The organism is Zunongwangia sp. (assembly GCF_048269745.1).
GTDB lineage: Bacteria > Bacteroidota > Bacteroidia > Flavobacteriales > Flavobacteriaceae > Zunongwangia.
The window spans coordinates 365808-380851 of the sequence record NZ_JBLXIB010000001.1 but is presented as its reverse complement, the minus strand read 5'-3'; the positions used below and the strand labels follow the sequence as shown (position 1 = coordinate 380851).

Genomic DNA, 15044 nt, shown 5'->3' with positions numbered 1-15044 from the left:
ACTTTTTAAGACGGCTGATGGCTATCTTTCAGTAAATCGGATACTGTTTTAACAGGATTGAATGTAGTTACAGGAACTTCCACAAAAACGGTATTCCATTTTGCCATTGCACCATTCCATAATCCGGGACGTTCTAAAGCTTTTAATGGTTTTCCGTCTTTGGTTTTATTAGCTATAAAACTCATATTAGGATCTACATAATCATTTAAATTATATGTATCTCCTTTAGGAGTTTTAATGCTACAAACAATATCTACCGGATTAAAATGAGTCGATTCTTGAACAATTTTTACTTGCTCAGGGTTATCGTCATCAATTTGTGCTCCTTCAATAATTTGCAATGAAATTTCTCCTTCTTCATCCTTTACTAGGAAAGGGCCTCCTCCTGGTTCTCCTTCATTTTTAACCATTCCACAAATACGTAAAGGTCTATCTAATTTTTCAATTAGTTCAGCAGCTGACTCAGATTCGGAAACTGATTTTACGAATAACTCTTTTTTCAAAAAGTTTATAGCTTCTTTATTAACTTCTTCAGACGGGTTATTTCCTAATTTTTCAATTAAGTTAAAGCTTTTCGCTCTAAGCTCAATCAATTTACCGGCTAACATTTTTTTGTAATCTACAACGTCACCTAAGTTAGCCCAAGTTACTACGTTATCTATATTTTTTATAAAAATTAAATCGGCATCTTGCTGATTTAGATTATCGATTAAAGCACCGTGCCCTCCAGGACGGAAGAACATTTTCCCTTCTTCTGTTCTAAAAGGAGCATTCTCATCATCTACAGCAATAGTATCAGTTTTTGGGTCTTGATAAGAATAAGAAATATCAAATTTAAGAACTGTTTTTTCTTCAACTCTATTTTTAATTTTATCAAATTCAGCTTCAAATTTTTCTTTGTCGCCTTGCCCAACTGTAAAATGAGATTTTACTATACCATTACTATTAGCATAATTTGCGGCTTCGTACAAATGCTCTTCAAAAGCAGTTACTATTGTCCCATCATAATTGTGAAAAGGAACTAAACCTTTAGGAAGATCACTTAACCCAAGCCCTTTAGAATAAAGTACATTTTCAGCAAATATCTTTTTTTGCTCATCGTTACTTAAATTATCAAAATCTGAATAATCTTCTTTTGAAGCTTTCATTGCTGCATCGTAAAAAGGAAGTTGCTCAATATTATTGAAAAATAGCTGTAAACTAGCATCTCCCTTTTTATCTAAATATTCACGTAAATCTTCCGATTTTGGATCGAATTCGAATACAAAATTATGTAATGCTTTAAACATTCTTGTTGCAGCACCAGATGCCGGCACGAATTTTAAAAGATCTAGCTCATCTTTTTTATGTTCGAAATCGCGAATATAATCTGTACGTTGTTCATCAGAAATAGCAGAAATTCCATTAGAAAGCGTTGCTGCTTCTTGAATATCTACTTTTATATTCCCTCTTTTAAAAATTTGTATTTGACGTTCAACTTCTTCTTTGGTTAAACCCTTTTCCTGAATTTGTAAAATGTCTGATTCGTTAAATTTCACGTTGGTGGTTTGTTTTAATTGGTTGGTTAATTATTGGTATTTTATTTAAATCTTTTTAAGAAAATAGACTTACTTGAATTTCCTAAAAATAATTTTCTGATTTTTAGAAACCGAATATATGTGAATATACGTTAAAATATAGAGATAGCTAGGGGTATTTAACGCATATTTAATAATTTTAGCTATGCATATAAAACCGTAATAATCTTAAAAACAGCCTTTAACTAAATAACTCTAAAAATATAAATTATTCATTATTGTAATTTAATTAAGCCATTTTTTAAGTAAAAATTTGGTTGACCAGCAACTACCTAAAACTTGCTATACTTTCGATTTTGTTCGATTTTAAATAATTGACACTAAAATTTTAATACCGGATAAAATCCATTTATTAGTTTACGTGGCCTTGATTGAGACTCTTTTTCCAAACAATATATCCCTGAATTGCCATAACTGTAAAAATAACATATTGTAACGCTAACACGCCTAAACCTCTGTATGCATACAACGGAACTGTAATTAAATCTGCAAAAATCCAAAGGGTCCAGTTTTCTAACTTTTTTATAGCCATATACCACATTGCAGTAAAAAAGACTCCTGAAGTAAAAATATCAATATAATTTGCGGTTTCAATCTCTCTGCCAAATGCCTTATAAACAGCAAATGTTACTAGCATAGTAAGTATGAATAATCCGAACCCAATTATTTTCTCTTTTGAATTTGTTCTAGAGATTGGCACTATTGGCTCACCATCTTTCTTTCTAGCCCAGTTAATCCAACCATATATACTCATTACAGAATAGTAGAAATTCATCATCATATCCCCATAATACTCAGCTTTGAACAATAAGTAAACCGTAATTATTGTAGCCACTAAACCTGTAGGATAAACCAGTATATTTTCTTTTTTTGAATAGTAGACACTCAAAATACCAAAAATAAACACTATGGTTTCTAGAACAATATTAAGTAATGAGGAGTCTCTATAATAGTTTAGAAAAAAATCAGAAATTTGATCCATAAATATTTCTGTAAAACATGGAATATATTTATATCAAAAATAAGATAAATTATAGTAAAGAAACAATTTGATTTATGCTAAAAATAGAAAATAGCATCCTAAACCGTCATTCAAAAAATATAAAAGGAAACAAGCACAATAAGGAACACCCTTTTGTGTTTAACACTAGAAAAACTATATTTATAGTCTTATACACAAGATTACAAACAATTATCTAATAATACAAACAATTGTGAGTATTTTTTTTAAAAAATTCAACTTAGCCCTGCATCATGATTGAACGTTTAGAAATCATAAGGAAAAGAGAAGGAATGAATAAAGCAGAGTTCGAACGAAAATTGTTAAAATCTAGTGGATATTTAAATATGCTAAAAAAAAGAAACAGTTATCCAAGTGCTGAAGTAATTGCTAATTTCTCTCGCGCTTTCCCAAAATACAATCTAAAATGGTTACTCACAAATGAAGGCAGCATGCTTGAAAATACAAAAAATTGCCCTATAGATTATTCACCACAACTTACAAATAAAAATTATCCGGAAATTTATGTAATGATCGAATCTATACTTAGTAATCAAAAAAAATTATTTGATAGTATTAAAAATTTAGAAAAATCGTTCCAATTCTTTTCAGAAAACCATAACTCTAATTACTAAATCGTATGAAATCTAAAATTGTTGTACTCTTTCTTCTAGTACACGTTTTCAACATAAACATTATCGTAGGTCAATCTTCATTACCTACAAAACCCTTTTCTTCACCAAAGAAAATAATAGAAAAGGCCACAGGATGGATATATAATAAAGATAAAGACTCATGGATTAACAGAGATAACTATATTCCTAACCTTAATTTTATTAAAGAAAAATCACTCAGCCAAACAGTAAAAATGGCTATGAGTTATCAAAATTTTAATAATATAACCTTGCAAAGTATTTCTCACAATAATGAAACCTATTTCATTTTAAAAATTGATAGTTGGAAAGGACATTTTAAATATCCCACTCTACAAAAAGAGTGGACTCAGCATACCCAAACTGATGCTTACATTTTTGATGAGCAAGATATTCGGATGCTTAGAAATATTAATCGCTATGTGTGCATCTCTACTAGTCATAAAATAACAGTTACAGGAGATCACCAAGAAAAACAACTTCAAACCAATATTAAACGAGAATTAATACGATTTACAAGCCAGATAAACCCTCAATATACTTTCGTGGCAAGGAAAATAGATAAAAACACTATTCACTTTTTACTACCTGAACATTATGAGCAAAACCCTATTTTAAAAATACAAAATAAATATTTTGAGGTATCTTTAAATACCTACCAAAACTTAGTAGGAGAACCCTCACAATTAGATTATTTAAAATAATTACCGAATTAGGGTTTATTTAGCACGATTACTATTTATCTCACTCATGTTTTCATTAGCCCACTGTACCAAACTAGTCAATTTCGGTAATAAACTTAAACCAAGCTCAGTTAAAGCATACTCCACTTTTGGTGGTATTTGCGGATACACCTTTCGGGAAATTAATCCGTCTGACTCTAATTTCTTTAAAGTTACAGTCAGCATTTTCTGAGAAATAGTCCCAATTTTTTTCTGAAGTTCATTAAAACGCAATATTTCCTGCTCTCCTAATATCAGAATCACTAATGTAGACCACTTATCTCCAAACCGATCTAAGATATTACGCACCGGACAATTTTCTGTGTCTGTATAATTTATTTCATTTTTTTTAAACATAATATATTGATTTTCAATATTAGTTACTGATTAGTAACTAAATTCCGAATCTGAAACTTCTTGATTATTCCTTTCTCTTTAGTTATATTTACTTACCAAAAGTAACTAAATATCTATTAGTAATTAAATAAAATTGAAATGAAAAAGACATTGATTACCGGAGCAACCGGAAGTTTAGGTCAGCTTGTTGTTAAGAACTTACTACAAAACGTGGAAACAGATAAGATTGCCGTTTTAGTTAGAAACACTGAAAAAGACATTGTAAAAGAATACCAATCTAAAGGTTTAGATGTTAGAGTAGCCGATTATAATAACTTAGAAAAATTACAGGAAGCTTTTAAAAATATAGAGCAAGTTTATTTAATTTCCGGAAGTGATTTGAGCGCCCGATTAGAACAACATAAAAACGTGGTTGAAGCAGCTAAAGCAAATACTGTTAAACATATATTTTATACCAGTACTGTAAAAAAAACAGAATCTACTGATGCGCCGCTAGCTCCTGTTGTTAACAGTCATCTAAAAACTGAACAAACTATTATTGATTCCGGTTTACAGTATACCATTTTACGCCATAATTTGTATAGCGATGTTGTACCTATGTTTATTGGCGATAAAGAACAGCTTTTAAAAACTAAATCTATTTACCTTCCTACAGAAGACGGAAAAGTTGCCTATGTTCCCAGAGAAGATTTTGCGGATGCAGAAGCTAAAATGTTGATTTCACCTAAAGAACATATCAATAAGATTTATGAATTTAATGGAAATGAAAAAATTTCCTACCAACAAGTTAGTGAAATTTTAACCAAAATATTAGGTGAAGAGATTGCTTATGTTTCTCCTTCTGTAGATGAATTCGAAGCACAAATGAAAGAAGTTGGTTTACCAACTGAAATTGTTGGCATGCTTAGCATGTTTAGCCAAGGTATTGCTAATAATGAATTTGATTTTGATACTACCGATCTAGAAAAAATTCTTGGTCGAAAAACAAAAACTATGCAACAGTTTTTAACTGAAGTTTACGCATAGTAGATGAAGTTGAAATGACGTTATCCTTTTCTCTCTACAGAAGAGGATGGCGTTTTTTTATTAAACTTAGAATTTAAATTCTCTTGATCCTTATGTTCTGAATCCAGGTTTTGCTTTACAACAATTCAAAATTCTACCTCCTTTCTACAGTCTAATCTTCTAATTTAGAACTACTCAATACTAACTACTTCTTAATCTTCAAATTCATCATTTTCAAAAGCTGTTCCTATAACTACCAAATCAGCTCCTGCTTCAAAGGCTTTTTGCAATTGACTTGAATTTCGAATTCCGCCACCTACAATTAACGGAATATTCAGGTCTTTTTTTACCTCAGCAATAATTTCTTCAGATACAGGTACAATCGCTCCACTACCCGCTTCTAAATAAAGCAATTTTTTTCCCATCATTTCCCCGGCAATCGCAGTATGGGTAATTAATGGAATATCCTTTTGAGAGATTGGCTTTGTTTGGCTTACTTTTGCTACAGCACTTTGAGTTCCACCGTCTAATAGTAAATAGCCAGTGGGAATAATTTCCAAACTGGCGTTCAACAATTTAGGCACTGCTTTTATATGTTGTTCTATAAGATATTCAGGGTTTCTACCAGACAATAAACTTAATAACAAAATACCATCTGCTTTTTTAGTTATCTGGCTTTTATCTCCCGGAAAAAGGATTACCGGTAATTTGGTTTTGGCTTTTACAAAATCAACACAAATTTCAGTCTGATTTGTATTCCCCGTGCTACCACCTATAAAAATATGCGTAGTCGATTCAGGTAAATTCTGAAAAAAAGCCACATACTTTTCCTCAGAAAATTTTTCGGGATCAATCAAAACGGCAAGCAATTTTTTATTGCTTTTGGATGCTTTTACAATAGCATCTAAAATTTTAGGCATCAATTCTTAATTTATCAAGAAAGTATAAACGCAGGTAAAGTCTTCAAACTCTAAAAACTCCAATTTATACTCAGTTTTTCTACCTTCAAAAGTAACAGTTCCGTAAGTAATGGCATCCTCAAAATCAAAATCTTTAATATTAATATGTTGTAAAAAACCTAATCCGGGCTGCGCATGCACTTTATAGATAGACTCTTTAGCACCCCAAACAATAGTGAGCTTACGAATAATCGCTTCTTCATTAGCTAATGTATGATATTCCTTAAGAGGAGTGAATTTATTAGCTATTTTCAATATTTTATCGCGCTGTTTTTCAATATCAATTCCTACCGGCTGATCGCTAACAATAATTCCGGTAAAATTAAAAGAATGGCTGATCGAAATATATTGCCCGTCGCTTAGGTGTGGTTTTCCCAATTCATCGTACCACAGATCCTGATCTACATACCCGGCTTCAGCCATTAAATGCCGAATACTCATAAAACCACGACGATGAATTTCAGATTTCATACCTGCAACTCTTCTTTCACAATGATTGGTTAATTTTATGCCTTTGCTAAGCCATTCAAAAGATTCTTCTACCTTCCAAATGAATACTTTAGTTCCCTGTCGCGGTGTTATTGTTTTGAAAAGAGGCATGCCCGTTTATTAAATATTAATTACTTTTGCGCTATTAAATTACAGAATAATCAAATATAATAATATGTCTACGAACACAGTGCCTTATACGGCGTATAAAGTAAAAGATATTTCCCTTGCTGCATGGGGGCGTAAAGAGATTGAACTAGCCGAAGCTGAAATGCCGGGATTAATGGCGCTTCGTGAAGAATATAAAGAAGAACAACCGCTTAAAGGTGCTCGCATTGCAGGTTGTTTACACATGACGATACAAACTGCTGTTCTTATTGAAACACTTAAAGCTCTTGGTGCTGAAGTTACTTGGAGTTCTTGTAATATTTTCTCTACCCAAGATCAAGCTGCTGCTGCAATTGCTGAAGCTGGAATACCTGTTTACGCATGGAAAGGAATGACGGAAGAGGAATTTGATTGGTGCATTGAACAAACACTTTTCTTTGGTGAAGAACGCAAGCCATTAAACATGATTCTTGATGATGGTGGGGATTTAACCAATATGGTATTAGATAAATATCCTGATTTAGCAAAAGACGTAAAAGGCCTTTCTGAAGAAACAACAACTGGCGTGCACCGTCTTTATGAGCGTATGAAAAACGGAACACTTCCTATGCCTGCAATTAACGTAAACGACTCGGTTACCAAATCTAAATTTGATAATAAATTTGGATGTCGTGAGAGTGCTGTAGATGCTATTCGTCGTGCTACCGATGTTATGCTTGCTGGTAAACGTGTTGTAGTTTGTGGTTATGGAGATGTTGGTAAAGGAACCGCACAATCTTTTAAAGGAACTGGTGCTATTATTACAGTTACTGAAGTGGATCCTATTTGTGCATTACAAGCAGCAATGGATGGTTTCGAAGTAAAATGCCTTGAAACTGTAGTTGAAAAAGCTGATATTGTAATTACTACAACAGGAAATAAAGATATCGTTCGTGGCGAGCACTTCCTAGCAATGAAAGATAAAACCATCGTATGTAATATTGGCCATTTTGATAACGAAATTGATGTTGCCTGGTTAAACAACAACTATGGTGAAACTAAAGATGAAATCAAACCACAGGTAGACAAGTACACTATCGATGGTAAAGATATCATTCTTCTTGCTGAAGGACGTTTGGTGAACTTAGGATGTGCTACCGGTCACCCAAGTTTTGTTATGAGTAACTCTTTCACCAACCAAACCTTGGCACAAATCGAACTTTGGAATAATACCGATAAGTACGAAAACAAAGTGTATATGCTACCTAAGCATTTAGATGAAAAAGTGGCTGCTTTACACCTTGAAAAGATTGGTGTTGAATTAACGAAATTAAGAGAAGATCAAGCTCAATATATTGGTGTTAAAGTTGAAGGACCATTTAAGCCTGAATACTACAGATACTAGAAACTAGAAAAAAATTAAAAAATCCCGTTCAGTATTTGAACGGGATTTTTTAATAAACCTGTAAATTTTACTCTATTCTTTTATAATATAAGTATGGGCCGTCGCAAGCTACCCAACTACCATTCACTAGCTGATCTTCCGAAAAATTGAGGTTTTCTATTTTAGATCGGCTGCTACAATTTGCTATTAAATTTGATTCTTCCCCATATTCTAGCATTATAATTTCACTGTCATTTATAGAAAACACACCCTCAGCAATATGGACTTCACCTTCAACATTCGATTTTTTCTGAAAAGTATGATCTTCATAAAAGGTATAACTTTCATTATAATCTAAATCCTTTTCAACCTCAGCATTAGGAATCATTGCAGATCGAACTCCAACTAATTTCCACTCCTGAGGAAAATCAGTAAATGAGAATTTCCGCACAACTATTTCTTCTTTATCATTATCACTATCACAAGAGATTAAAAACAGTGAAAATATCCCTAGAATAATAGCTAAACTATTTTTCATGAATTAATTGGTTTGTAATTAGATACGGAAAAGGGCAAAAGGTTGCATTCATAATATTATATCCTTCTTTTTAATCATAAAGAATAATGCTTAAGGAAATACAATTAATCGTAGATTTTAGGATACGCATATTATTCCAATAATAGATAAACATCAACACGCTACAGACTCTAATTATTGAAATATAATAACTTATATACTTGATATAGCCAATGGGAGTCAAAAAATTATTGCTTTTTCTGATAAAATTCTGGAGATACAACTTCTGTAAATAACAATATGCTAAAAGGATTTTCTGCGATATATTTTGAAGGTTAATAGCTAATTCTTCATTTGTATGCAAAGAAGCCTAGCAAATGCCAGGCTTCTTTTTTGAATATAAAATGTATTCTAAATTGAATTAACAGTAATTATTGTTCAGCATCTACAGGTTCTTTCAACCTACTTAAATTATAATAAAAGAAGTTACTCTCATCATTATCATTCATTGCTACAAATAATCCGTTTGGAAACTTATCTCCTAAAGGAGTTGTTATTACTTCACAACCATCGGTTTCTGTAGTTCCTAAATTCAAGGCATATTCAAAACTATTATCTTCTCTGCTGAAGAAATTAAACGTTCCCTCCTGCTGGTTGGAAACTATAATCTGTCCTTTTCCGTTAGAATACGTTGAAATGGCAATACCCTCGATATCATCTGTGAAATGGTTCCCTCCAAAAAGAGCTAATTCTTCGTTCCCCATATCAGGCTCTGCATAATACTTTCGAATACCATTACCTTCATCTGAGCAGTAAACAAACCCTAATTCATCATCTACAGCAATTGCTTCTATTTCTTTTTTACCACTAAAAAGCCCAAATTTACGCACTACTTTTGGCATAAATCCATTTTCTGAAGACACTAATTCTATTTGGTGCAAATAGCCTTTTTTAGGACCATTTTTTCGACCTACGATAGCATAGGTCTTTCCCGATTTTGGCGATTTATAGATCGAAACGCCCATCGGTAAATTCATTTCGTTCTCGCGAGTATCTTGAAATACTTTAAAACCACCATTATCTAGCGGTTTTAAATCTGGTACCGAAAATATTCGAATTTGTTCTCGCTCTCTTTCTGTAAAAATCATAATATCGGTAACCAAACTATCGTTTAGCTTCACATCATATTCTACGTCAACATTATTCGGCCTCTTAAGATTTTTTAAAGTTTTAGATTCGATGATTTTTCCATCTAAATCGAAAGCATAAATACCTCCATCGGTATTTTTATCGGTTCCAAAAACAATGCTCTGTTCCGGATTTTCTCTATTCACCCAAATTGCAGGATCATCGGTATCATGTGGAGTTTTATCGGTAACTACATCTGGTGAAATTTCCGGTAATGTTGGTCCGCATGAAGCTAGGATTAGACAAATTAATACTGAACTTATTCGTTTCATTCTTTTTACTTTATATATTTTTAAAACCCTACTACTGCTATATTGCCAGGTTTAAATTTTGTATTTGATTTTTTAGCGATTACTCAATAGCTTCATATTTAATATAAATCATATTTAAGGCCAACTGTTAAACGTTGACTATAATATTCCATTTGCATTGTTCTGCTAGACACACCTTGGTAATACCGTAATGGTTGGTTAGTTATATTATTCAGTTTACCATAAAATCTTAAGTTTTTATTTATGGAATAAGTCATATTAAAATCTAAGAAAAATTGTTCATCGTAATACCGATCTTCAAAAGCATTCCCCCCTAACTCATCTAAATAAGCATCTGAAAAATTACCTGATAATCGTGCACTAAAACGCTTACCGCTATATGAAAGTGATGCATTAAACATATTAGGAGAAGATCCTGGCAATTCTAAATCACCTTCTCTTATGTCTCCATCTTCATTTCTAATACCATTAGCCTCAGAATGTAAATATGTGTAATTAAGAAAAACACCTACGTTTTTAGCAAATCCCGGTAAAAAATCTAATTGACGTTGGAAAGAAACTTCCGCTCCATAAATAGTTGCATCTTCTCCATTAAAAGGTTTAAATAGAATTAAACTATTATCGATATCAGATCTATTGGTATAAATAAAATTATCTAAGCGTTTATAAAAAACACCTCCAGAAAGCAATCCTACCGAGCGGTAGTAGTGCTCTGCCATAAAATCAAAATTCATTGAAGTGGTTGGATCTAATTCCGGGTTACCAGTAGAAACCTCATCATCTTTTCTTTGTCGATATGGCACTAAATCTATATAATTTGGTCTTGCTAAAGTATTTGTCCAAGCTAAACGTAAAATAGTATTATCGGTAACATCATATTTCAAATGAATACCTGGTAAAATATTAGTATACGAGCTTTCATCGGAAACTTCGCTAAATCCTGCTTCCGGATTTTCTGCATCAAATTCATTCCCTGTACTTTCTATTTCTGTAGACTCTACACGGATACCTGCCAAAACAGAAAACTTATCTGATAGGTGTTGGTTAGCCATTATATACCCTGCGTATACATTCTCGCTAACTTCAAAATTTTCTCCTAGATATTCATCTGGAATCGATTCTTCTTCAAATAAATCAGAATTCTTAAGATCTAATGATCCTAGATATTCAGGAGAAGTAAAAAATCCAGGGCGATACTGCTCGCCTGCTAAAAAATCGTCTCCATTATATCTTACAATATCGGTATCTGCCATACTTTCAAAACCACCTTCTGGGGTATATTCGAAGAAATTATTATCTCTATTTTTGTTTTTAAATCTACCTCTTACTCCAAATTTAACAAGCCCTTCTTCCTGATTAAAGAAGTTTGCTGGTAACTCGAAATTTGCGAAAAAGTTTATATCTTCTTCTTCTGTATATTGATATTCTTCTGTAATCTCTTTTAATTCGAAATCTGATGGAGAAATAGTATTTACTGGAGTATGTATAGGCTTTTCTAAATTAGTACCGTTATTAACAGCATATTCAGATTTCCAACTAATATGTCGTTCATTTGGACGCTCTTCTGAAGCTTTAGCATAAGATCCCATCCAATCGAATTTTAATTTTCCGAATAAATGCTTACCTCCTAACGTATAATTTTGCATTCGCTGGTCTTCTAAACGTCGATTTTGGGTTCTTCCTCCTGGTTGGTGTACCTCCTTTTGTTTCACGCTTGGCTTCTGCCGGAAACTGTATAAGATTTCCATTAGATATTGTATAATCGTCTGCTGAAATATCTTCTGCATCTAAAATTTCAGAAGCGTACTTAAATCGATTTTCACGATCGTCTCGCCAGTTGTACATGGTTTTTAAGTAAATACTGTTATTATCGTCGAAATCGTAATTTAGATTTAGTGAAAAACTTCGCCTAACTCGTTGTACTAAATATTTTCTATTTTGAAATTCACTCGCATACGGATTTACGGCCTCTTCTTCAAGAATATCTTCTCCTTCGCTATCTTTTACACCAGTATTATATTCAAATTCATTAGACCATTCAGCCTCTACATTATCAGAGCCAAAATCATTATCGTTTATAGAAGCAGAAATCATATACCCAAACTTACCATCATTAGTTCGGTCTCCTACCAAGATCGATCCGTTTAAAATACGTTTATCGGTTATAAAGTTTATTCCAGAACCTAAAGTTGCAGCCAACCTAAAATCTTCTGGAGCCGAACGAGTTACTAAATTAACAGAGCCACCAAGTGCATCGGCATCCATATCTGGAGTTACAGCTTTACTAACTTCAATAGTTTGAATCATATCAGAAGGGATAAGATCCATCTGCACATTTCGATTATCTCCTTCTGCTGAAGGAACTCGACTTCCGTTAAGTGTAACTGAATTTAACTGCGGAGCTAAACCTCTCACGATAATATTTCGGGCTTCTCCCTGATCGACTTGCATGGTGATTCCTGGAATTCGTTTTACCGCATCACCAATATTAGCATCTGGGAATTTACCAATCTGATCGGTAGACACGATATTGGTAATATTCTGTTTGTTTTTTTGTGTATTAAGTGCCCTAGATTGTGCACTTATTCCTCCAATTAATTGAACTGTTCCTAATGTAGTGGTAGCCGAGTTTAGTGTAAGCTCTACGGTTAAAGTTTTGTTAGCAGAAACTTGTATTTCCTCTTTATGGTCTTCATATCCTAAATATTTTACTACTAATATATGTGTTCCTGCAGGAATTTCTACCAATGTAAAATTACCATCAAAATCGGTAGTAGTTCCTTTATTTAAATCAGAAATCATTACTGCCGCTCCAGGAACATACATTCCGTTATCGTCTATAATATTTCCTTTAATTGCGCCATTTTGTGCTTGTAAAAAACTAAAGCTTGAAGCTACAAATAGCGTTACAAAAATTAATTTTAAATAGTTGATTTGTTTCATTTATTTAGTATTTATAATACTCCAAAACTATATTTTACAGGGGTTTAAATAAAATAAACAATAGCAACAAAGAGTTAACAAATCATTTTTTAGCGGCTACAACAAGGCAACATTTAAGATTACTTTACATTACAATAACCTTAACTAAAAGAAGCTCGAAATTCTATTAAAATTGAAGCATAAAATTGACTAATTCTTGTTTCTGTTCTATGGGAAGTTTTTTTCGTAATCGATATCGAGCTACACGAACACTATCTGGTGTTACCCTTAGAATAGCAGCAATTTCTTTAGAAGATAAATTAAGACGGAGTAGCATTGCTAAACGCAACTCGGTTGATGATAATTTGGAATTAGAAATCTCAGAAAGATTTTTTATAAATTGAGGATGAATCTCTTGAAAAAAACTTAAGAACTCATCCCATTCCTCTTCATCAGCCAAACTTTTATTTAATTCTTTAGCTAAACTTTTAATTTTGGGAATCGGATCCATTGAAGATCGTAAAGCAAGGTTTTGCAACGTAGATGATGCCTCTGCAATCATCTTATTTTTTTGAGCCATATTTAGGCTGTATTTAGAAAGGGAAGCTGTTTTTAAATGTATTTCATCTTGAAGTTTTTTCTCTTCTATACTTTTTTTCTCTAATTCTACTTCTAATAACTTCTGTTCGTACACTTGTACTCTAGCAGTTTCTTTACGTTTTTTATTATAAAAGTAGAAAACACCACCTATAACTAAAATTAGTAAAGTTCCTCCAATAATTAGTAAATTTTGGTTTGCTTCACTTACTTTATTTTGCTGTTTTAACAAGGCAATTTCAGACTCCTTTTCTTGGGTATCGTAAATAGTTTGTAACGCATTAAGTTGTTTAAAGTTTTGGGAGTAAAATCCTGCTTCTTGTAACTTTTTATAAATTGATAAATGGCTGAATGCTTTTTTATAATCACCCAATAGCACATAAACTTTAGATAAATCTTTATGTGCACTTTCTATCTGATGGTTATCTTTATAGAATTCTGCTAGTTGTAAAGCTTTATTAGTAAAATGTAGGGCTTCTTTAAGCCTTCCGGTTTTTCGATAAATATCGGCTATATTATTAACTACATTCACCCGAGCACTACTCTCTAAATCAGAAAAAAGCTTATTCGATTTTATAAAAAAATTCAGTGCTTTATTATACTGTTCTATATCTTCGTAAACGCTACCTATATTTTCGTAAACAGTTCCAATTCCTATTTCGTTTTTTAAATCGAGATATAATTGTAAACTTTTATTCTGATGCTTTAAAGCTCTTAAATAATCTGTTTCTTTTTCGAATGTTGTACCCAATAAACTCTCTGCAAATGCTAACTGTTCTGTAAAGTTATTTTTTTCTGAAATTAAAATGCTCTCATTTAGATATTCTCGAGATTTAGCATAATTTTTCAACTCAATATAAGAAAGCCCTATTTTATTTTTTATGATTACTTGAAATTCTGAAAACTGATCTTTTAAAACTGAAAGCGCATCGTTATAACGCTCTATAGCTTGGGTATTAATTTCTACAGATTGATAGTAATCGCCTAAATGTACTTGTTTTTTTGCAACTTGAAAAATATTTCCATCTAACTTTGCTTGGGTTAGCTGCCGTTTATATTCAAAAAATATAGAATCAGTATATTCTATTGAAGAATTTTGACTTAACAGCAGTTGAAAAATAAAAAATAGAACTGAAAAACTAAACAGCTTCATAAAAATGATGTAAAGCTTTAAATTTACCTTTCTACTTTAAAGCTAACGTTAGTTACTTATTATAAAACTGTAAAGTCTAAAACTTAATATATCGTGTTATCTATAAAAAAGACTTCTAAAAAGGATCATCTTACTATTTGCAAAATTTTATCTATTTTTTAT

General features: G+C 32.1%; 14 protein-coding genes. 4 read left to right on the top strand and 10 right to left on the bottom strand.

Annotated features, from left to right (window positions below):
• Positions 1-5: 5 nt before the first annotated feature.
• Together ACN0WI_RS01675 and pnuC are read right to left on the bottom strand one after the other, a co-directional pair.
• Positions 6-1538 (bottom strand): DUF4301 family protein, encoded by a 1533-nt coding sequence (locus tag ACN0WI_RS01675; RefSeq protein ID WP_417884872.1) that lies wholly within the window; start codon positions 1536-1538, stop codon positions 6-8.
• 391 nt (positions 1539-1929) lie between these two features.
• Complete coding sequence (gene pnuC / locus ACN0WI_RS01670) at positions 1930-2559, bottom strand: nicotinamide riboside transporter PnuC (protein WP_417884871.1); 630 nt, start codon at positions 2557-2559, stop codon at positions 1930-1932.
• A 272-nt stretch (positions 2560-2831) separates the two neighbouring features.
• On the opposite strand from pnuC, the gene ACN0WI_RS01665 reads away from it, so the two are divergent.
• Positions 2832-3212, top strand: coding sequence for a hypothetical protein (locus ACN0WI_RS01665; RefSeq protein ID WP_417884870.1), 381 nt, complete (start codon positions 2832-2834; stop codon positions 3210-3212).
• 5 nt (positions 3213-3217) lie between these two features.
• On the top strand, positions 3218-3934 hold the full coding sequence (locus ACN0WI_RS01660; RefSeq protein ID WP_417884869.1) for a hypothetical protein: 717 nt from the start codon (positions 3218-3220) through the stop codon (positions 3932-3934).
• Positions 3935-3949: 15 nt separating this feature from the next.
• Here ACN0WI_RS01660 and ACN0WI_RS01655 read toward each other — a convergent pair whose 3' ends face one another.
• Entirely contained in the window at positions 3950-4309 is a 360-nt protein-coding gene (locus ACN0WI_RS01655) for a winged helix-turn-helix transcriptional regulator (RefSeq protein WP_417884868.1), read from the bottom strand.
• Between the two features lie 138 nt (positions 4310-4447).
• On the opposite strand from ACN0WI_RS01655, the gene ACN0WI_RS01650 reads away from it, so the two are divergent.
• On the top strand, positions 4448-5335 hold the full coding sequence (locus ACN0WI_RS01650; protein WP_417884867.1) for an SDR family oxidoreductase: 888 nt from the start codon (positions 4448-4450) through the stop codon (positions 5333-5335).
• 191 nt (positions 5336-5526) lie between these two features.
• Here the strand turns inward: ACN0WI_RS01650 and ACN0WI_RS01645 are convergent, their stop codons facing one another.
• On the bottom strand, positions 5527-6234 hold the full coding sequence (locus tag ACN0WI_RS01645) for a geranylgeranylglyceryl/heptaprenylglyceryl phosphate synthase (RefSeq protein ID WP_417884866.1): 708 nt from the start codon (positions 6232-6234) through the stop codon (positions 5527-5529).
• 6 nt (positions 6235-6240) lie between these two features.
• Positions 6241-6873, bottom strand: a complete 633-nt coding sequence (locus tag ACN0WI_RS01640; RefSeq protein ID WP_417884865.1) for a 4'-phosphopantetheinyl transferase family protein — start codon at positions 6871-6873, stop codon at positions 6241-6243.
• A gap of 64 nt (positions 6874-6937) precedes the next feature.
• Between ACN0WI_RS01640 and ahcY the strand changes: the two genes are divergently transcribed.
• Positions 6938-8254, top strand: a complete 1317-nt coding sequence (gene ahcY / locus ACN0WI_RS01635) for an adenosylhomocysteinase (protein ID WP_417884864.1) — start codon at positions 6938-6940, stop codon at positions 8252-8254.
• A 67-nt stretch (positions 8255-8321) separates the two neighbouring features.
• Here the strand turns inward: ahcY and ACN0WI_RS01630 are convergent, their stop codons facing one another.
• The 5 genes from ACN0WI_RS01630 to ACN0WI_RS01610 all read right to left on the bottom strand — a co-directional run bounded on the left by ACN0WI_RS01630 (position 8322) and on the right by ACN0WI_RS01610 (position 14882).
• Positions 8322-8771, bottom strand: a complete 450-nt coding sequence (locus ACN0WI_RS01630; protein ID WP_417884862.1) for a hypothetical protein — start codon at positions 8769-8771, stop codon at positions 8322-8324.
• 410 nt (positions 8772-9181) lie between these two features.
• Entirely contained in the window at positions 9182-10210 is a 1029-nt protein-coding gene (locus tag ACN0WI_RS01625) for a phytase (protein WP_417884861.1), read from the bottom strand.
• 98 nt (positions 10211-10308) lie between these two features.
• Complete coding sequence (locus tag ACN0WI_RS01620) at positions 10309-11922, bottom strand: TonB-dependent receptor domain-containing protein (RefSeq protein WP_417884860.1); 1614 nt, start codon at positions 11920-11922, stop codon at positions 10309-10311.
• Complete coding sequence (locus tag ACN0WI_RS01615; RefSeq protein WP_417884859.1) at positions 11831-13153, bottom strand: carboxypeptidase-like regulatory domain-containing protein; 1323 nt, start codon at positions 13151-13153, stop codon at positions 11831-11833. The genes ACN0WI_RS01620 and ACN0WI_RS01615 overlap by 92 nt, the downstream gene beginning before the upstream one ends.
• Positions 13154-13319: 166 nt before the next feature.
• The gene (locus ACN0WI_RS01610; protein WP_417884858.1) at positions 13320-14882 is read right to left on the bottom strand and encodes a tetratricopeptide repeat protein; all 1563 of its coding nucleotides are present in this window, start codon (positions 14880-14882) and stop codon (positions 13320-13322) included.
• Positions 14883-15044 lie beyond the last annotated feature (162 nt).